General features: G+C 38.0%; 20 protein-coding genes. 9 read left to right on the forward strand and 11 right to left on the reverse strand.

Features of this window, described 5'->3' with window-relative positions; genetic code table 11:
• Positions 1-143: 143 nt before the first annotated feature.
• The 3 genes from DPC56_RS05375 to mmp11 all read left to right on the forward strand — a co-directional run bounded on the left by DPC56_RS05375 (position 144) and on the right by mmp11 (position 2,805).
• On the forward strand, positions 144-1,349 hold the full coding sequence (locus DPC56_RS05375; RefSeq protein ID WP_112094052.1) for a cysteine desulfurase: 1,206 nt from the start codon (positions 144-146) through the stop codon (positions 1,347-1,349).
• Between the two features lie 89 nt (positions 1,350-1,438).
• Positions 1,439-1,855, forward strand: coding sequence for a 6,7-dimethyl-8-ribityllumazine synthase (gene ribH, locus DPC56_RS05380; protein WP_112094053.1), 417 nt, complete (start codon positions 1,439-1,441; stop codon positions 1,853-1,855).
• A 14-nt stretch (positions 1,856-1,869) separates the two neighbouring features.
• Positions 1,870-2,805 (forward strand): methanogenesis marker protein 11, encoded by a 936-nt coding sequence (mmp11, locus tag DPC56_RS05385; RefSeq protein WP_112094145.1) that lies wholly within the window; start codon positions 1,870-1,872, stop codon positions 2,803-2,805.
• On the opposite strand, the gene DPC56_RS05390 is transcribed toward mmp11, so the two are convergent.
• Complete coding sequence (locus DPC56_RS05390; protein ID WP_112094054.1) at positions 2,786-4,495, reverse strand: glycosyltransferase; 1,710 nt, start codon at positions 4,493-4,495, stop codon at positions 2,786-2,788. The genes mmp11 and DPC56_RS05390 overlap by 20 nt on opposite strands.
• A 225-nt stretch (positions 4,496-4,720) precedes the next feature.
• Between DPC56_RS05390 and purE the strand changes: the two genes are divergently transcribed.
• On the forward strand, positions 4,721-5,725 hold the full coding sequence (gene purE / locus DPC56_RS05395) for a 5-(carboxyamino)imidazole ribonucleotide mutase (protein ID WP_112094055.1): 1,005 nt from the start codon (positions 4,721-4,723) through the stop codon (positions 5,723-5,725).
• Between the two features lie 18 nt (positions 5,726-5,743).
• Positions 5,744-7,009: a UbiD family decarboxylase gene (locus DPC56_RS05400; RefSeq protein ID WP_112094056.1), complete on the forward strand. Its 1,266-nt coding sequence runs from the start codon at positions 5,744-5,746 to the stop codon at positions 7,007-7,009.
• On the opposite strand, the gene amrS is transcribed toward DPC56_RS05400, so the two are convergent.
• The 4 genes from amrS to DPC56_RS05420 are packed head-to-tail and all read right to left on the reverse strand — an operon-like array spanning position 7,006 to position 9,818.
• Entirely contained in the window at positions 7,006-8,010 is a 1,005-nt protein-coding gene (gene amrS, locus DPC56_RS05405; RefSeq protein ID WP_112094057.1) for an AmmeMemoRadiSam system radical SAM enzyme, read from the reverse strand. The genes DPC56_RS05400 and amrS overlap by 4 nt on opposite strands.
• Positions 8,011-8,012: 2 nt before the next feature.
• A complete protein-coding gene (thiL, locus tag DPC56_RS05410; protein ID WP_112094058.1) occupies positions 8,013-9,020 on the reverse strand; it encodes a thiamine-phosphate kinase in 1,008 nt (335 codons plus the stop codon).
• Entirely contained in the window at positions 9,017-9,448 is a 432-nt protein-coding gene (gene cfbA / locus DPC56_RS05415; RefSeq protein WP_112094059.1) for a sirohydrochlorin nickelochelatase, read from the reverse strand. The genes thiL and cfbA overlap by 4 nt, the downstream gene beginning before the upstream one ends.
• Positions 9,420-9,818 carry a Zn-ribbon domain-containing OB-fold protein gene (locus tag DPC56_RS05420; RefSeq protein ID WP_112094060.1) on the reverse strand — a complete coding sequence of 133 codons (399 nt, stop codon included), beginning with the start codon at positions 9,816-9,818 and terminating at the stop codon, positions 9,420-9,422. Before DPC56_RS05420 ends, cfbA begins: the two co-directional genes overlap by 29 nt.
• Before the next feature lie 194 nt (positions 9,819-10,012).
• Here DPC56_RS05420 and DPC56_RS05425 point away from each other — a divergent pair, with 194 nt between their 5' ends.
• Positions 10,013-10,912: a hypothetical protein gene (locus tag DPC56_RS05425; RefSeq protein WP_181454400.1), complete on the forward strand. Its 900-nt coding sequence runs from the start codon at positions 10,013-10,015 to the stop codon at positions 10,910-10,912.
• Complete coding sequence (locus DPC56_RS05430) at positions 10,909-11,748, forward strand: hypothetical protein (RefSeq protein WP_112094062.1); 840 nt, start codon at positions 10,909-10,911, stop codon at positions 11,746-11,748. The genes DPC56_RS05425 and DPC56_RS05430 overlap by 4 nt, the downstream gene beginning before the upstream one ends.
• Here the strand turns inward: DPC56_RS05430 and DPC56_RS05435 are convergent.
• The 4 genes from DPC56_RS05435 to DPC56_RS05450 are packed head-to-tail and all read right to left on the reverse strand — an operon-like array spanning position 11,745 to position 15,255.
• Positions 11,745-13,070: a magnesium transporter gene (locus tag DPC56_RS05435; protein ID WP_112094063.1), complete on the reverse strand. Its 1,326-nt coding sequence runs from the start codon at positions 13,068-13,070 to the stop codon at positions 11,745-11,747. The genes DPC56_RS05430 and DPC56_RS05435 overlap by 4 nt on opposite strands.
• A gap of 32 nt (positions 13,071-13,102) precedes the next feature.
• Complete coding sequence (locus DPC56_RS05440) at positions 13,103-13,651, reverse strand: TrkA C-terminal domain-containing protein (RefSeq protein WP_181454402.1); 549 nt, start codon at positions 13,649-13,651, stop codon at positions 13,103-13,105.
• 46 nt (positions 13,652-13,697) lie between these two features.
• Positions 13,698-14,753 (reverse strand): precorrin-3B C(17)-methyltransferase, encoded by a 1,056-nt coding sequence (cobJ, locus tag DPC56_RS05445; protein ID WP_112094065.1) that lies wholly within the window; start codon positions 14,751-14,753, stop codon positions 13,698-13,700.
• Positions 14,754-14,763: 10 nt separating this feature from the next.
• Entirely contained in the window at positions 14,764-15,255 is a 492-nt protein-coding gene (locus DPC56_RS05450) for a hypothetical protein (RefSeq protein WP_112094066.1), read from the reverse strand.
• Positions 15,256-15,461: 206 nt separating this feature from the next.
• On the opposite strand from DPC56_RS05450, the gene DPC56_RS05455 reads away from it, so the two are divergent.
• Both DPC56_RS05455 and DPC56_RS05460 read left to right on the forward strand, forming a co-directional pair.
• Positions 15,462-16,892 (forward strand): DNA-directed DNA polymerase II small subunit, encoded by a 1,431-nt coding sequence (locus DPC56_RS05455; RefSeq protein ID WP_112094067.1) that lies wholly within the window; start codon positions 15,462-15,464, stop codon positions 16,890-16,892.
• A gap of 28 nt (positions 16,893-16,920) precedes the next feature.
• Positions 16,921-17,493, forward strand: coding sequence for a class II aldolase/adducin family protein (locus DPC56_RS05460; protein WP_245923919.1), 573 nt, complete (start codon positions 16,921-16,923; stop codon positions 17,491-17,493).
• A gap of 11 nt (positions 17,494-17,504) precedes the next feature.
• Here the strand turns inward: DPC56_RS05460 and DPC56_RS05465 are convergent, their stop codons facing one another.
• Positions 17,505-17,753 carry a UPF0147 family protein gene (locus tag DPC56_RS05465; protein ID WP_112094068.1) on the reverse strand — a complete coding sequence of 83 codons (249 nt, stop codon included), beginning with the start codon at positions 17,751-17,753 and terminating at the stop codon, positions 17,505-17,507.
• A gap of 77 nt (positions 17,754-17,830) precedes the next feature.
• Positions 17,831-18,805: a cobalt-precorrin 5A hydrolase gene (locus DPC56_RS05470; protein WP_112094069.1), complete on the reverse strand. Its 975-nt coding sequence runs from the start codon at positions 18,803-18,805 to the stop codon at positions 17,831-17,833.
• Positions 18,806-18,812: the final 7 nt, after the last annotated feature.

Below are 18,812 nucleotides of genomic sequence, written 5' to 3' on the forward strand. Positions count from 1 at the left end.
AAAGCCCTCACAGAAACCCTGAAAAAAGGAATAAAAACACCAGACCTCAAAGGAAAACACACAACAACACAAGTAGCCCAAAAAATCAGAGAACAAGTAGAAGAATACCTCTCAAACACCCCAAACTCCTAAGGTGATACAGGATGAACCCTAAAGAACTGAGAAAGGATATTCCACTCTTGGAAAATTATGTCTACCTTGATGCTGCAAGCACAACACCAACCCCCAGACCAGTGGTAGAGGCCATGGACAAATACTATTATGAGTATAATGCGAATACAGGAAGAGGTGCATATTCACTTGCAGTTAAAGCAACTGAAAAATTAGAAGAAGCGAGGAAAAAGATAGCGGATTTCGTGAATGCACAGGCAGAGGAGATAATATTCACAAAGAATACAACAGAATCAATAAATCTTGTTGCAACAGGCCTTACATTTGAGAAGGGGGATTCTATTATAGTTCCAAATATTGAACATCATTCAAATTTCTTGCCATGGTTAAAACTCCGAAAAAAAGAAGGAGTGAACATAAAAATAATCAAGGCAGATAAAAATGGTATTATCGACCCCGGGCGCGTAGAAGAGGCTGTCGACGAAAATACCAAGCTTATAACAGTAACACATGTATCTAATGCTATAGGCTCAGTACAAGATATAAAAGAGATCGGTAGGATCGCGGAAGAGAATAATATACTTTTCATGGTAGATGCTGCTCAATCATTTGGGCATATGAAAGTTGATGTTAAGAAATTTAAGGCAGACTTCATAGCATTCCCAGGACATAAAGGGGCTCTAGGCCCAGTTGGCACAGGATTCCTCTACTGTAACATTCAAAGTGTCGATGAACTTGAACCTCCAAATCTCGGCGGCGGGACCGTGATTGACGTCTTAGAAGATCAGTTTAAATTAGAAGAACCGCCAAGGAGGTTTGAGGCCGGAACATTAAATATAGCAGGTTTCATAGGCCTTGGAAGAGCCATAGACTACCTCAAGAGGATAGGCATGGATAAAATAGAAAAACATGGCAAGGATCTTACAAGAAGATTATATGAATCCCTCACTGAGATCAACACACTTGAATGTTATGGGGATCCCAAAAATATTTATGGGATAGTGTCCTTCAACATAGATAATATAAACCCTGATGATGTTGCGAGAATGCTAGATGAGATGGCTTGGATATGCGTTAGGAGCGGTCATCATTGCGCCATACCCGCTATGAGACATCTTGGAGTCCATGAAAAAGGTGGTACCGTTAGAGCCTCCATACACTATTATAATATTCTAGAAGATATTGAAATACTAACAGAAACTATAAATGAGATAGCGAAAATGGGGAGTGTAAAATGACAAAGGCACAGGTAATAGCCATACTAATAATAATCATAATGATTATAAGCACAATAGCATACGCACTAATATAATTAGGAGGAACACTAATGGAAAAAGTTAGGATAGGGGCTGTGGTAGCTGAATTTAATTATGATATAACCCAGATGATGTTAAAGTTGGCTGAAGAACATGCAAAATTTCTCGGTTCTGAAATAACTAAAGTCGTGCCCGTGCCCGGCGTCTTTGACATGCCCCTTGCAATCAAAAAACTCCTAGAAGATGATAACATAGATGCTGTCATAACATTGGGGGCTGTTATCGAAGGGGCTACAGATCATGATCAGATAGTAGCACAACACGCATCCCGTAAAATAGCCGACCTCGCCCTAGAATATGATAAACCAGTAGCCCTCGGAATCTCAGGACCTAGCATGACCCGCTTAGAAGCCCATCAACGAGTAGATTATGCTAAAAGGGCCGTTGAAGCTGCTGTTAAAATGTATAGGAGACTGAAAAAACTCTAGATTTTGGGATGGAATTGCAGATTCTAAAACCTGAAGAATTAAGGGAGAAATTTAAAGATCCATGGATAGCCCCTTATAAAAAGATTATCACAATGGTGGACAACGACCTTGTAGAGATAATAGAATATCATCCTTGTATTTCAGGTTCCCATTGGATGATCTACCAATACCCACGGACAAGTAAACTAATACTAAAAGCAAAAAGGGATGGTAACCGCCACATTTACCTTACAAAGACGGGAAAAACTCATCTAAATTTAAGGGCGAGCTTGAATGCTGCTGGAATCGAAGAAGTCACCGTAACCAAGGATGAGGTTAAGGTCGTTCACGCCGGCCTTGCAGGGGCTGGAGTTGGCGCTGCAATGTGCAGGGGGATGGCAAAAGGCGTTAAACGGGTTGAACTATACGATGTTGGTGGAGGATCAAAGGTTGGACGGGCCGCTGTTATAACACCAAGACTTGAAAAGGTTATCATAGGCATAGATGATACAGATACAAAGGATAAAGGAGCCACATGGACCCTAGCACATAATATTGGGGTTGAACTTTCAAGCGAAGGTTTCGAGTACTTGGATCATATTATAGTGCAACTTTATCCACACAATCCATATAAGACACAAAATTGTGTGTCTGTTGCATTAACATTCGCAGTTAAACCCGGAACCCAAGAGGAACTCATAGAAAGGATCATAGAGAAATTAAAGGAGAAAACTCTCTCCGATAAGACCTCTATCGCAATCTTTAATGGTATAATGATCCCAGAAAAGCTTAGAGAATATTCTATAAGAGCTAAGAAAAAACTAGTCACTGTAGATGAGGCCAGAAAAATTGCAGAGGAGGTTGGGGTCCAATTAATAGAGGTCACAGGAGCCCAAGGACAAATTGGGGCCCTTGCAGCCATAGGATTATCTGATGATGTTGATGAGGCTGTTAAAGTTTATCAGAGATGATATTGAGGAATATACCCTCTTCTATTGTGGCAAATTGCATATTAGTCTTTATCGGCTTCCCGATCTCTACTATTATAATATGATCACCCCAGTATATGGTATAATTTTCCCTGGGTGAATTTTCATTAAAGTATATTGTCCTAACATGTATTCCATTTATATAAATTGCATATGAACCATTCTTCATCGCGCCCAAGGCTGTTGTGATCTTTTTACCATCAAGGTAGATGTTTACTTCACGGCCACTTTTATCATTATCTTCAATTAAAATACCATTTTCTATCGTAATATTAGACTGGTTTGAAATTTTACGGACTGCAAATATATTATTGAAGACTTTTCGAAGGGCGCTATCCCTGATCACATCCCCTACGTTCACATCTAATATTTCTCTAGCATTTGCCGGTATCCTAATGATGTTAACATCATTAGGCCTTGATTCCTTTAATGTGTAATCTACTCCCCCAATATAAACTATGTCACCATAGTTGAGTCCCAAGGTGTCAACAGCCTCCTTTGGCAATCTTATAGTATCATTTTCACCTTCAAGGGCACTATCTATAGTGTATGGCCCCCTAACATCGAATGTTCTATTCTCCGCATTCTTCTTCCATATTATAAGGTTTCCAGGGTTGGGTTCGATGGATATTTTACCCTCATCAATATGAACCGCTCCAAGAAGCGCTGAAATCATGGCAACAAGGATAAGGGCCGACACCAAAATGGGAAAATGCATGTAGATGAATGATCTTAAAACTTGTAAGCGCCCCTTTGAACTGGCTAAAACATGATATGATCTTTTAACCAACGCCACAAAATAATAAGCTGCTATAATAACCCCCACAACACCCATTATAATACCTACAGTTGGGGGAAGAGCCCTGATAAAAAATATGCTAAAAATTCCCAAGGTAATGAGTGAAAGTCCAAGTATGCACATCCGAATTGATTCACCCATGGAATCCATCATGGTTATCCTACCATATTCAAGGGCCCTGTCAACAATGGTACGGACAACCTCTGTAGCTACAATGTTAAGGTCAGAGAGACTTGCCATGTCATGTTCAAGTTCGCCTATATCAACCTCTTTGACATTTAACCCTTGGACGTCGGCATCGAGAATTATACCCACATCAACTCCATAATCATCTTCAAATTTCATCCGTTCAAGGACGCTCCTTTTAGCGGCGAACTGGCCACTTAATGGCTGCTCAAATTTTATCTCCGGGAAGAAAAATCTCAAGAGAGGTTTCGCGGTCAATTCAGTGACTCTACCAGCTCTTCTTTTAAATTTGGTCTTTGTAATATCCGCCCGGCCCTCTATGATGGGCTTTATCATCTTGTCTATCTTGGCTGTTGTGATATTTCTAAGATCAGCGTCTAAGAAGACTACGATATCACCTTTTGAATGTTTAAAACCTGTTTTAAGGGCCGCGCCTTTGCCGCGATTGCTTGCATGGCGTATTATCTTTGCACCTGCCCTTTTAGCCTCCTTGTAAGTATTGTCAAATGAACCATCATCAACTACAATAACTTCATCCACATAAGATGAACTATGGGCCGCCTTAACAACTTTTGCAACAGTTTTTTCTTCATTATAGGCTGGGATAACCACCGAAACACTTAAATCCCTTTCATGCTTCTTCAAAACACATAGTAGTATTACTATGATGAGGATTAACCAATACATGCCCTTTGACTCCAAAAAATTCTATATATGGGAAAATATCCCTTAACAATTCTACTAATGTTATTATAAAAAGCACTTTAATATATAGATTAGACAAGATTATAAAGAAAAGCTTAATAGTATGATTTCACTCTAAGTAAAAGATTAATGGAGAACCTGTCAAGGAAAAGACATCTTCTACCCTATATCAAAGGTTATGTTTACTTTCATGGTTTGGGTGGTTAAATGAAACCAAAGGTAATGATAGTTCTTGGAAGCGGAACAGATTATATGATAGCTGAAAAGGCTATGGACATTCTTGAAGAACTTAAAATCTCCTATGATTTGAAGGTGGCATCGGCTCACAGAACCCATGAAAGGGTTAAGAGCATCGTTTTAGATTCTGTTAAAAATGGTGTGGAAGTTTTCATAGGCATAGCTGGATTATCAGCACATCTTCCAGGGATAATAGCCGCGAACACCTATCGACCAGTTATCGGGGTGCCTGTTGATGTTAAAATAGGAGGTCTTGACGCCCTATTCGCATGTTCTCAGATGCCATTCCCAGTCCCAGTTGCCACTGTTGGTATTGACAGGGGAGAAAACGGCGCCTTATTCGCAGCCCAGATACTTGGAACCTATAATCAGAAAATAAGAGCCCGTATAATAAAACTTAGAAAAGGATATTATGAAAAGGTTGAAAGTGATGAATCACATATCACTAATAACATTAAAGGAAATTATTACTCTCCAATCGAAATAGCAATCCCAGAGCCAACATGGACAACCAATGAGAGGACAGCAAATAATGACAGCCCACTTGTTTCTGTCATCCCGGGCAGTTATTCTGATATGAAAATCACTAAAAAAGTCACCATGTTCTTGGATAGACTGGGCATACCCTATGATTTGAATGTTATATCCCCTATAAGATATCCTGAACGTTTCCAAAAATACATAGAGAATATGGAAACTGTTAAATTGTTCATAGCGATCAGTGGATTATCTGCACATGTAACCGGCACAATAGCAGCCCTTACAGACAAACCAGTTATAGGAGTCCCTTGTGCCTTTAAAGCTTATGGTTTAGACTCTTTATTCTCTATGGTTAACATGCCACCAGGAGCCCCTGTAGGCATTGTTGGAATAGGAAATGGTGGTAACGCCGCCATATTAGCGGCTGAAATCCTCGGGATAAAAAATGAGAAAATAGAAACAAGAATAAAAAAATTAAGAGGAGGGATCCAGTAACCTGAACTAGGTGATCAAATGAGAAAATTTCTACAAACCATAAAAGACGAATTTGATATTATAAGAATCGAAAAGGAAGTTTCAACCCATATTGAAGCCGCTAAAATCCTCAGAGAACATCCCGGAGAAATAGTAATCCTAGAAAATATCAAGGAATCCGACATACCAGTGATCTCAGGAATATGCAACAGCAGAAAAAAAATCTCAAGGGCACTTAACTGCAAAAAAGAGAACATAACAAAACGAATAATCCAGGCAATGGATAACCCAACCCCAATAGAAGATATTAAAAAACTTGAAGGTTACCATTCCCAAAAAGCAAATTTAGAGAAGCTACCAATCCTCAAATACTATCAAAAGGACGGGGGCCCCTATATTACCGCTGGTGCCATCATAGCCAAAGATCCAGAAACAAGGGTACGGAATGCTTCTATCCATAGGATGATGTTACTCGATAAAAGACACTTAGCTGTGCGCATAGTTCCAAGGCATCTCTACAGTTATTACAAAAGAGCCGAAGAAATGGGAGAAGACTTGCCCATAGTTATAGTCATTGGAATGCACCCTGCAACATTACTCGCAACAACAACATCAGTACCAATAGATGTTGATGAACTAGAAGTTGCAAACAATTTCCATGATGGAAAACTTAAACTTTTCAAATGCGAAAAAGTGGACATTGAAGTCCCAGATGCGGAGATAATAATAGAAGGGAAGATCTTGGCCAATAAAAGAACCGATGAAGGTCCCTTCGTGGATTTAACCGGCACCTATGATATTATAAGAAAAGAACCTATTATAGAAGTTGAAAGGATCCACTTTAAAAACAACCCACTATATCATGCTATTTTACCCGCCGGACTTGAACATAAACTCCTTCAAGGACTCCCACAAGAGCCGAGAATATTCAAAGCAGTGGAAAATACCGTTCCAAGTGTGAAGAATGTGATTCTTACAGAGGGTGGTTGCTGCTGGTTACATGCAATCGTATCTATAAAAAAACAGGCTGAGGGTGATGCTAAAAACGTTATAATGGCAGCTTTATCAGCTCATCCATCATTAAAGCATGTTGTAGTTGTTGACGATGATATAAACCCCTTTGATCTAGAGGATGTGGAGTATGCGATAGCTACACGAGTAAAAGATGATGATATACTTATAGTCCGAGGGGCTAGGGGTTCATCACTTGATCCTTCAGCATCAGCCGATGGGACAACCACAAAGGTTGGTGTAGACGCCACAAAACCATTAAAAGGATCTGAAAAATTCGAGAGGATAATCTAGATTATTATGTCTATTTTCGCATTACAAGAAGGGCACCTACCCTTTTTCAGATTTAACCGGTTTATCTGGAAGCCATATCTTTGTACTAGAAGTTCGCCGCAATTATAACAATAAGTGTTTTCCTCTGAAAGACCCGGAACATTCCCCACATAAACGTATCTCATACCCTCTTCAAGTGCAATTTCACGGGCTTTGAGAAGCGTCTCTGTTGGTGTTGGGGGTAAATGTTGCATCTTATAATGGGGGTAGAAACGTGTGAAATGTAATGGGACTTCAACCCCGACTTCATCGACCATGAACCTGACAAGGGCCCTGAGCTCATCCTCTGAATCGTTATATCCTGGTATTATAAGGTTTGTGACCTCAATGTGTATCCCCGCGTCATGCATCCATTTTATGCTGTCAAGTACTGGTTGTAATTTTGCACTGCACACAGTCTTATAGAATTCATCCGTCATCCCCTTTAAGTCTATGTTAGCAGCATCTAACAATGGGGATAAGAGCTCGAGGGTTTCCTCGGTCATATAACCATTCGTAACATAAACAGTCTTAATATCATCCTTATGTGCAAGTTTTGCACAGTCAAGTGTATATTCAAGCCAGATAGTGGGCTCGTTATATGTCCATGCAATAGACCTACAATTGTACCTTTTAGTAGTCTCGATGGCCTCCTCAGGCGGTATATCCTCTGTATATGCTTCGTCTATTACTGCTTGTGAAATATTCCAATTTTGGCAGTGCTTGCAACGAAAGTTACAACCAACCGTCCCTAGAGAGTAGACAAAACTGCCAGGGTAGAAATGAAATAATGGTTTCTTTTCGATTGGATCCACTGCAGCGGAAGATACAGCAGCATAAATTAAACTGTAAAGCTTACCATTCCTGTTTTCCCTTGTGAGGCAAAATCCCCTTCTACCTTCAGGGATCGAACACCTTCTATTACATACACTACATCTCACCCTCTCATTGACTTTTTCATAAAGGATAGCCTCTTTTATCAACTTCAACCCCTCAGATGTTCATATCCTTTTACTGGTGGTATGTATGTTCTTCCCTCTTTATCAACTATTTCAATTCTCCCTGTTTTAGTGACTTCACCTATGATATAGAAATTTAATCGATCGCTGAGGGGGATGACATTTTCGGGTGGTATTGTGAAAAGAAGTTCGAAATCTTCACCATAATAAATCCCCAATTCAATGGGGTCCTCCTTGATTAATCTCGCTATCTCCTTCACCTCATAAGGGATGGGGAGTTTTTCCTTGTATAATCTTATTCCAATTTTATTGGAGGTGGCAGTTATCAGTTCATTCAATTCACTTACAAGACCATCTGTTATATCGGTAGCTGCGTTTACAAGATGCGATTTTGCTAATATTCGAGCCTCTTTTAATCTTGCTTCTGGTTTAAGCGCGTGATCCATGATCTTGGATAATATATCATCTGTTACTGGTACTTCTTCTATATTATGGAGGAGTATTTTTATCCCGGCTGCTGCGAGGCCTAATTGTCCAGTTACTCCTACCAGATCTCCCTCTTTTGATCCGCTTTTTAAAAGCGCATCTTCTTTCAGTGTTCTCCCAATGGCAGCCCCTGCTAATATTATCTCATCTGCTTCCTTTGTATCCCCTCCAATGAGAGGTATCCTGTAATGGTCACAAGCTTTGAGGATGCCTCTAAGGAGTTCGTCGAATTCTTCAACTTTCATATGGGCTGGAAGACCCATTGACATTAGTAGTCCCAATGGTTTAGCCCCCATTGCGGCTAAATCGCTTATATTGACTGTTACGCTTTTCCAGCCCATTTGCTCATGGTTCATGGCCTTGGGGAAATGAGAGGTTTGTCTTAGTAGGTCGGTTGTTGCAACAATGTATTCTTTGCCCATGTCTATGAGGGCGGCATCATCACCAAGACCTTCTATGTTAAAATCCTTCAGATGCAATTTTATATTGGCTATTATCCTTTTAATAAGCTTTTTTTCTCCTAAATCTGAGACTTTCATCTTTATCATGAAAGGGCGGAATTTACCCTGTCTTTTATTATTTCAACTATTCGGGGGTCCGCGCCTAGGGGTTCTGTGTAGATTATTTCACCGTTAAATTCGATTTTTTCGTCGTGTTGGTGTTCATGGGAGTGGTGGTGTTCTTTTCCATCATCTATTCCTAGTATGTGTGGTATGTCATGTTTTGTGTGCACTCCATGTGCTAGGAATACTGGTGTGACGATTATTTTTTTAACGCCTTTTTTTGAAAGTTTTTTTACGGCTTCGGGGATGGTTGGTTTTGAAATGTTCATGAAGCCTATTTCAACTGGGTATTCTACCTCCTTCTCGTAGAGTTTGGCGAGTTTTTTTATAACTTTTTCTCCATATGGTAGTCTGCTGCCATGGCCTACGAGTAGGACTCCTATTTTATTTGGCTGGTTTGAATTTGAAGCCATATGTTATCACTCCATCTTTTCCTTCTTCTCTTATTTTTCTGAATACCATTTCTACTTCGTCTCCTATTTTTATATTGTCAGGGTTGCAGTCAACGATTTGTGTGGTTATTTTAACCCCTTCTTCTAATTCGACTATGGCCACTACATATGGTGCTATGTTTTTGAATTCGTCGCTTGGAGCGTGTATCACGGAGTAACTGTGTATTTTACCTTTTCCTTTAAATTTTATGTCTTCTAGTTTGCCTTTTCTCCTGCAGTGGGGGCATACTATGCGTCTTGGGAAGAATATTGAACCACATTTTAGGCATTTAGAGCCTAGTAGATTGTAACGTTGGGGTATATGGCGCCATGTTCTCACAGTTTCTGACATTTTATGAACCTCCATTCTGCACTATCTTGTGGTTTTAGAATACTTTTTAGTTTGTATACATACCATGGGAGTTGTTAAAACCCTTTTTAAGTTTTCATGTTATTTAAACTATTAGGGGGGTAATACTTTTTTCATGATTTGCTAAAAATTGTTATGATAATATTTTTATAATATTTTATATTATAGTATTATTTATGATTGGGGATAAAGGTTATGTTTTGAATGGAACGGTACTTTTACTTATAATACCAGTTTTCATATTACTTTTCAGCGCGTTAACTGTGTTAAATTATGAGAATAGGGCTAATTATGATTCAATGAATTCAAACAATGTCATTTCAACATTTAAAGACGTGAAAAATAATATACCAGTTATAACCTTGGATGTTCTGAATGAAAGTGCCTATGAAGTCATCGAAGAAAATATGACAATTATAAACAGTAGTGAATATGTGAAAGAGAAAGTGCAGGAAAGAATCAATAAACTCAGCTATGATTGCGATGTTAACTGCACAATAAAGAGCATAGCATCATATGAGAATGACCCATTCTATATTGAAGTGAATTCGACAATAACAGTCCAAAAAGACAATATTAAACATGTAGAAAACATTTCACAATTAGTATCAATTGAAGGCTTGCCAGATCCGCTCCCATTTACGAAATGCGATTCAATCTCCCACAATATGACTTGTATAGAATATCATCACGGCTTAGTAGCTTATCTTGGAGGTGTGGAAAACGGATCATTTTATGAAAACGCTACTTCACCTTTTATTATCAAAAAATGCCCCTATGAACCCTATGAAACCCATGGATCCATCCCAGTCATGTTAGATTGCATCCAAAACGGCTATTATCATAAAAGTAATGATGGGGCCTGTTACCTCTGTCGGTTAGAAGGAAGAGCTACATGCCTCCATCAAGGCTTGGAGACTTTCATAATATCTTATATGTTGAATAATGGCTCTACCATAGCCTCAATAGATCATGTTATATTCAACGATTTATATGAAGGCCAACCATTTATCATAAATGCCACATATGCGCTCTTCTTGGATGAAGCTCATCAAAAAAAGTATGGGATAAAATGAAAGAAGAAGGCCTAGTATTCTCAACAGACATGCTATTATCGATAGTCGTCATAATTGTCATAATAGGAGTCTCCAGCGATCTGATGGATATGAACAGGGAGATAACCCATGAAAATTTTCAAAGGTATTATTTTGAAAGGATAGCAAGCGAAACAACAGAAATATTGATAAATATACCAGGATCGCCGGATAACTGGGAGACTCTTCCCACTACTAATAATGTGATCCCAGGCTTATCTACTACTGAAAATTCCAAAATTTTATCCTATGATAAAATATGTAAATTAAAAGCCAACCCAGAACTCCTCAACAGGATACTCCCACCACAAGTACATATGAACATAACATTATATCCTAAAAATGAGATAATACCACCCATTATAATTAAAGGGGATGATGGAACACCTCATGAGATATTCATAGTGAATAGGACAGTCCAATGTGATTTCTACAAGAAATATGTTATCCTAGAATTAAATTCGAAATCTAATGGTTGCTATAGGCATGATAAATGGAAATGTGGCTACTTCAAAGCAACACTTGAGGAAATTGAAGAGAATAATTATTACCTTTTAGCAGACAATCCAAGGATATCATGGATTATAGACACGCCCGAAAACAAGAACTATGAAGAAAATACCTATGAGTCTCCTGTACTTTTAAATAATATAATAGAAGGCTTTTTATCCTCGAATTCTACTGGGATAATCTGGGTACATGTAAAAGGTGATGGGAATGTTTTAATCATTTCAGTGCCTAAGGGATATTCTGTACCGCTTCAACCAGCTTATTTCCAAGTTCAACCATGCGATTTTGTCATGGTAGCATGGATTTAAACATTTAAAAATAATATTATCATGAAAACAAGACAAATATTCGCCATAGGATCTGTTAAACTTGTTGAAAGGGGCACTACAACATTATCCGGGTCTAATTCTCTTCTATATGAAAGAGAGTTCAAGTAGAAGCCTAAAATCAAAAGGAAGGGTGTTAGAATGTAACCTGCAAGTGCGCTTATCAAGATCATCTTATGAAGTGGAATGGTTGGCAAGCCCAACCCAGCACTTACAATATGGGCTAAAACCCCTATCACTGGATAGATTATAATGGAAAGTATGATAATTATGCCAAAATTATAAAGAGCCCCTTTCCGTGGTATCAGTGTTGGAGGTATAATACCTGAATGTAGACCAGAGGATAATCTAGCACCTAATATACTTACAAGGTCCCCACTTTCTCCTGAGAATAATGGTACAAGTGCAAGTATACTAGGATTATCTAATATGACAGATAATCTACTGTTTAGGATGCTACCAGCACTTGTTCCAAAGATAGAACAGAGAAGTAGCACCGGGACGCTTTGACTAATTATACCCTTTAAATATTCATCCCCTTTTAACCCTATTAAAAGGCCCAATAGTCCCATTAAAATGAAAAGAAGAAAAAATGTTGGTTCTAAGATTGTATTTTTTATTAATTCTAAGAATAGTATGGCTAAAAAAACTGATGGTAGTGTGAAAAGGTCTCCTGATGCTGCTATCAATGGAGTGGTAATATTGTCAGGATCCCACCCGTTTTCATAACTTTTGAGCGCGATCAGGATCGTGGCAGGTAATAAAAAAATCCCGGAGATTATACCACCCATGACTGATATGATGGTGAAATCAATTATTCCTATGTTTTTAAAATTTGAAATTTCACAGATTGTCCATGCCATAAGCCCAAGGAATAAGGACATTATTATAGTTAAAATTATGGTGGATTCTATGTTATCATTTAAAATTTTAGATTTTTTAAGTTCTGTTGAGAGGGTACCTATATGAAGGTTCGATCCGAGACGTGAACCTAAAGCCCCGAAAATGTTACCTCGCATCCCTATTGCACCAGGTATAAGGACTATAAGACCTGGGTAGGCTTCAAGGAAATGTGTCATTTTACTTAGGACTATACCTGCTATAAGGTCGCCGATGGCACATATAAGAAGTGCGAATAAACTTTCGCCAAGGATCCTTTTTACGCTTTTGATAAAAAAATTTATTTTCTTGAAAATTTCGAAGAATTTTATAAAAGCCTTTGAGAACAATATTGAAATGTTAACTAGGAGCGTGAGCAGGTGATCCATTATAATCTTTATTTTCTCTGTTAATTTTTTCGTCATATAGGATCACCTGCAACTTCTCCCTTTGTTATTCAGAGTTCATCGAGTGACATTTCATTCTTGGCAAGTTTTCTCAATAACTCTGCCCCGGCTTCATTGCCCTTGGCGATAAGAGTATCCTCTTCAGCTAATACTGTGTTCCTGTCAGGTCCATAGATCCATGATTCACCCCTTCTTATAGCGATTATCCTCATACCAGTCCTTGTTCCCAAGAGAATCTCCCCTAGTGATTTTCCGATGAGTTCTGATCCCTCTTCTATGGTTACCCTCATGATTATCTCATCAGATTCCTCCATCACCATCTTAAATACTGGGTGGGGTTTTATACCCTTCAAAACTAGTTCTGCAATGTCTTTGGCGGCGTCAGCTATGTTTTCGGCGGCTTGCCCTACCTCAAGTAAAGCTGTGAGTTCTTCCGCGTCTTCAACAGATCTTGCAGCGAGGAGGGACTCTTTCTTGATCTCATAATTAAGCCTATTCACTTTATTTTCCAATTTTTTAACTTCCTCAGCAGCGTCCCTACTATTAAATAAAAGCGCGGAATATGCCAAGTCGACCATTAACTCCGAAAGGTTTTTCATTTCAATTAGGATATCTTTAACACTAGCCTTTGACAATTTTCTCCCCTCACATTAGTCTAGTTTCATGAATGCAATTCCTCCTCAACTTTAAAAGCTCTTTCTTTTTCTTGTTGAGATCTTCAACCTCCTTAATAATATCATCTAAACTTTTCTTTAAACATTTAACAGTGTCTTCTTCATGGATCCATTCACATTCTTGACAACTCCAAACACCTTTATCCTTTATCCAATAACCACCTGTCGAACCGTCACCACAAGGATAGAAAGGACAATAACAGAATGTGCAATCTTGGCCCATGAAATGGCAAGGATAATATTCACATTCGAGGTTAGGACCTTCCTGGATTTCTCCATTGATGTACCTTTGATAATATTCGCGCGCAAGTGGGTGAATAAAATATTTAAGAGCGTATCCCCTCGGTGTTATCATGTAACCTTCTTTAATGTAGGTTGTGGGATTGCCAATTATTATTGTAGTTGACATGTCCACATTCTCCACATCTAATCTTTGGAGGTTTGTCAACTTGGCTTTTCCATCCTTAACCACCCCAACTGGTGTATAAGGGGCTAAATGTTCCTTTATTATCTTTAATACTTCCATTAGCGGCCTTTTCCTCCTTTTGCTCTTTGGGTTATAGAATACTATGATAAATCCTGCTGTCACAGCATTTTCAACCTTCTTTTTTATCTCGGAAAGTGGTGTTAGAATGTCACTTAAACTTATGACTGCAAAATCATGTAGAGGCGCTCCAAGTAGAGAAGCGGCATAATTTACTGCCGTCACCCCAGGTATCACTTCAACTTCAATATTGGAGTATTTGTCGATTAAATGAAAGAATACATTGGCCATGCCAAAAATTCCAGGATCCCCTGAGCTTATTAGTGCAACATTTTTTCCTTCTCTGTGTTTTTTTATCGCGATCTCGGCCCGTTTAATCTCTTCTCGCATCCCCTTCTCAATGACTTCTTTGTCCTTTATGATATCGCGGATTTTATCAATATACTTTTTGTAGCCTATTATAACATCAGCGTCTTTTATAGCTTTAAAAGCTCTGAATGTCATGTCATCTCTTGTAGGTCCAATTCCAACGATTTTAATCAATTTATCCACCCTAATAAACGCGAATAATAGAAAGTATTTTTATTGTCCCTACATCTACTTTGATCTCGTGATCTTCAACCGTTGCAACTGCTGTTGCTGTTATCATGAATCGTGCTGTTGGCTTTATGACTATTTGACCAGTGGATTCAGTCACATTTTCCCTATAGGCCATTGCTGTGATGTTAACATTCACGCGCTCATTTTCCAAGTCTTCGAAGGTTGTTGCATTGAGTGTTTCTAATTCAACACCATCTACTTGGGCCTTTTTTTGAAGTGTCTCAGCCACTTCCACATTATTAGTGATGTTAACTATTTCTGGTTTGGGGCCTACTATCTCTTTACCTATTTTTAGATAGGATGAGAGTATATCTAATTGTGTGTTTATTAATTTTTCCACGTCAGGTGGTTGGGAGGTAACTAGGGTATATGAGCTTATAACTCCTACTTCAAAGAATATTATGAAGAGTAGAAAGAATAGGAAGAATTTAAGTATTCTTGACATTAAATCACCCTTTTAAGTTTTTTACAACTTAGATGTGTTACCACATTGTGAGTCTTATAATAATTTATAATATTTTTTAAAATCTGTAGTGTGGTGGGAGGGTAACTGATTTATCATAGTTTTTATCATATATTTTGTAGTGGTCTATAAGAAAGTTTCGACTACATTATCTCCGTATATTATAAAATTGTCAAAGATTGGTTATTATGAGCCGAGATATACTTCTGAGACTTGCAGAGGATGGTTTGCTTGTACAACCTGAAGCTTATGAAAAGATGAAATTGTTAGGGGAAGAAACCATTCTTAATCTTATTGAAAATTTAAAGAGCCAAAGAAAAGATGGTGAACTTTTAATTATAACACCTGAAATCCTTAGCATGGATTCTAGCGATCAAAGAGTAGATTTAGAAGCCAGAGGGGCGAAAAAATTTGATTTTAAAATAATTAAGGATACAAGTATGAAATCTTATACAACTGGTGAAATAAAGGATATGGGTGACTACTTCAATAGTAGATATAATAAATTAAAAGAGATATTCTTAGGAAGGGGTGAATTCAGGGATTTTCTGCCGATTTCAAGCGTTTCACCGCGTCATGATGTTGTAGCTATAATTGGGATGATACGTGAGATTAGAGACACGAAAAATAATCATAAAATAATAGAAATAGAGGATGAAACCGGAGAAATAAACCTTTTAGTCCATAAAGAAAACCGTAAATTATTTGAGGAAGCTAACAGGCTAGTAAGGGATGAGGTTATTGGAGTTAAGGGGAGTTTGAAGGGGAGGTTCGTGATACCATCAGAGATAGTCCATCCAGGTCTGCCTAGAATTGAGGAAAAACCCATGGATTTTTCCACAGTTTTCATTTCAGACACTCATATAGGAAGCTCCACATTCTTGGAAGAATCATTCAAAAAGTTCATAAAATGGTTAAACTGTGAACTCGGAACCAAAGAACATATGAAAATAGCAGAAGATGTTAAATATCTTATCATAGCCGGCGATATCGTTGATGGTATAGGGGTATACCCAAACCAGGAAAAAGAACTCATAATAAAAGACGTGAATGAACAATACGAAGAGGCCGCGAGGCTGATAGGTGAGATAAGAGACGACATAAAGATAATAATAGCTCCTGGCAACCACGACGCTTCCAGGATAGCTGAACCACAACCAGCCATACCAAAAGAGTATGCAAAACCATTATACCAGATAAAAAACATAGAATTCGTAAGCAACCCGTCGATAGTGAGCTTAGACGGTGTAAAAGTACTCATATATCATGGTAGAAGCTTCGATGACATGGCAATGACCGTCAACCATTTATCACACGACAAATCACACCTTATAATGGCCGAACTTTTAGAAAAGAGACACCTAGCCCCAATTTATGGGGAGAGAACACCAATAGCCTATGAAGTTGAAGACCATCTCGTCATAGATGAAATACCACATATTTTCCATGCAGGACACGTCCATATCAACGCCTACAAAAAATACAAGGGAATCCACCTCATAAATTCAGGGACATTCCAGTCCCAGACAGAATTCCAGAAAATCTACAATATAGTTCCAACTTGTGGCCAAGTACCAGTATTACATAGGGGAGAGATAAAAGTACTACAATTCAATTAAACTATTCTCCACCTATAGGAGGTATGATGTGGGAGAAAATATAAATATAAAAGAGTTAGTTAAAGCAGCCCACTACTTGTATAGTAGCGGTCTTGTATTAGGGAGCGCGGGTAATATTAGTATCCGTTTAAGTATGGGGGAAATCGCCATAACCCCTACAGGTGTCCCCCTTTCCCTTGTGACAGAGGAAAATGTAGCTATCGTCGGCATGGATGGGAGCAGATTATTAGGAGGGGACCCCTCATCTGAGCTATATCTTCACCTTGGAATCTATAAGGTAAGAAAGGATATAAAAAGTATAGTACATACACATTCACCCTATGCAACTGCCTTTGCTTTCTCAGATAAAAGATTGAAAGGACTTGAAGGTTTCAATGGAGTTGAGGAAGATTCCATGGTGGAAGTAGCATATCATAAGCCTGGTAGTTTGGAATTGGCCAGAGAATGCGCCGAAAAGATAAAAGAGGGTAAGATTTTAATCTTAAAAAATCATGGTGTTGTCTGTTGCGGTTCAAATCTCCGAGAAGCAATTCAACTTGCAGAGTTTATAGAACAAAGTGCTAAGACACAATTCTTAGCCTATATACTCACTAAAATTTAATTAGAGCAGTTTTATATTGATTCAAGTTCACTTAAGATTTCCCATATCAGTGTCCTTGCATGTATGGGAATGTTAGGGTCGTTGCTAATCTCATCAAGTATTGATATAACAGTACTTGCTCTGATGGTTACATCTTCTTCCTCATTTTGTAATATTTCATTTGATTCCTCCGCGGCCCTTCTAATATTCCTTGGGACGCTAGTATCCTCCATTATACTCTTTAAGATTTTGGAAACTTTCTCAAAAGTCTTGTTACTCATGTTAAAATCCTCCCTTTCTTTTAAAATAAAATTTTGATAATACTTTTTCTTGGTGGTTTTATTTTGTTGCACACTCTTTAAAAAACTTTTTCTCGGGATACAGCTATTGCTATCGCAATCCCATTATAAGTTGTTTTTCTTAGGATAAGCCGCGATCCTTTGCCTGCAACATGAAGTGCAGCGGCTTCACAGACGCTTCCCACACCAAACTTATCCTCCACGAAACTAGACCTTGAATGCGTATCCTCTAATTTCAAATCATCCAAATCAACGAACTTTAATGGCTTTTTCAAAATTTTTGAAGCGTTTATTATACCTTTTTCGCCTCTTTTCATCTCTCCTGTCGCTATGACATCTAATCTTTCAAGTGGAAGATCCAATAATGACAAACTCTTTTTTAAACTTTCTATTATCTTTTCTTCATTGACACCCTTTTTCGTACCTATGCCTGCAACAAGCTTATTGGGTTTTATTAAGATCTCATCTCTATCTAGTATTGCTTTGATGATTTTATCCTCTCTTTTCATTATAATGTAACTTTTCCTGAAAAGTGGATCATCACATAAATATTCTAGATTTTCAGGGCCCTTGATTGTTATTTTTTCACCGTTTAATAATGCCTTGTTAAATTTAACTATTTTTTCCGTGTTTTTTATCTGCCAATAGTATTTTTTTGCAAGTGCATCTATACCTATGTAACCATGGACGTCTGTAGATGTTGTGATAATCGGCCTCGCCTTTGTTAATTTTGCTATTTTTAATGTTAAGTCATTCGCCCCTCCTAAATGTCCCGATATTAAACTTATAACATTCTTTCCAGCATCATCCATGACAATAATTGCAGGGTCTTCTTTTTTATCTGATAAAAGCTTGCAGATACTTCTTACCATTATACCAGTAGCCATTATACCAATAATCGCATCATAATCCTTAAATATTTCTTTGAGGGTTTTTTTAACATTTTTATGGAAAATATCAATTTGAAATATTCTTGGATCTTGTGAAAGTTTTCTTTTAAGTTGCTTTGAGATTTCTAAACCGTTTTTTGTCACTGATAAC

This window comes from Methanothermobacter tenebrarum, assembly GCF_003264935.1.
Lineage (GTDB): Archaea > Methanobacteriota > Methanobacteria > Methanobacteriales > DSM-23052 > Methanothermobacter_A > Methanothermobacter_A tenebrarum_A.

Excerpts from the sequence above, each read along its gene's own strand:
- DPC56_RS05375 (WP_112094052.1), top strand. The coding sequence starts at position 144 with ATGAACCCTAAAGAACTGAGAAAGGATATTCCACTCTTGGAAAATTAT.
- ribH (WP_112094053.1), top strand. The coding sequence starts at position 1,439 with ATGGAAAAAGTTAGGATAGGGGCTGTGGTAGCTGAATTTAATTATGAT.
- DPC56_RS05390 (WP_112094054.1), bottom strand. The coding sequence starts at position 4,495 with ATGTATTGGTTAATCCTCATCATAGTAATACTACTATGTGTTTTGAAG.
- purE (WP_112094055.1), top strand. The coding sequence starts at position 4,721 with ATGAAACCAAAGGTAATGATAGTTCTTGGAAGCGGAACAGATTATATG.
- DPC56_RS05400 (WP_112094056.1), top strand. The coding sequence starts at position 5,744 with ATGAGAAAATTTCTACAAACCATAAAAGACGAATTTGATATTATAAGA.
- thiL (WP_112094058.1), bottom strand. The coding sequence starts at position 9,020 with ATGATAAAGATGAAAGTCTCAGATTTAGGAGAAAAAAAGCTTATTAAA.
- cfbA (WP_112094059.1), bottom strand. The coding sequence starts at position 9,448 with ATGGCTTCAAATTCAAACCAGCCAAATAAAATAGGAGTCCTACTCGTA.
- DPC56_RS05420 (WP_112094060.1), bottom strand. The coding sequence starts at position 9,818 with ATGTCAGAAACTGTGAGAACATGGCGCCATATACCCCAACGTTACAAT.
- DPC56_RS05425 (WP_181454400.1), top strand. The coding sequence starts at position 10,013 with ATGATTGGGGATAAAGGTTATGTTTTGAATGGAACGGTACTTTTACTT.
- DPC56_RS05430 (WP_112094062.1), top strand. The coding sequence starts at position 10,909 with ATGAAAGAAGAAGGCCTAGTATTCTCAACAGACATGCTATTATCGATA.
- DPC56_RS05435 (WP_112094063.1), bottom strand. The coding sequence starts at position 13,070 with ATGACGAAAAAATTAACAGAGAAAATAAAGATTATAATGGATCACCTG.
- DPC56_RS05440 (WP_181454402.1), bottom strand. The coding sequence starts at position 13,651 with ATGAAAAACCTTTCGGAGTTAATGGTCGACTTGGCATATTCCGCGCTT.
- DPC56_RS05450 (WP_112094066.1), bottom strand. The coding sequence starts at position 15,255 with ATGTCAAGAATACTTAAATTCTTCCTATTCTTTCTACTCTTCATAATA.
- DPC56_RS05455 (WP_112094067.1), top strand. The coding sequence starts at position 15,462 with ATGAGCCGAGATATACTTCTGAGACTTGCAGAGGATGGTTTGCTTGTA.
- DPC56_RS05465 (WP_112094068.1), bottom strand. The coding sequence starts at position 17,753 with ATGAGTAACAAGACTTTTGAGAAAGTTTCCAAAATCTTAAAGAGTATA.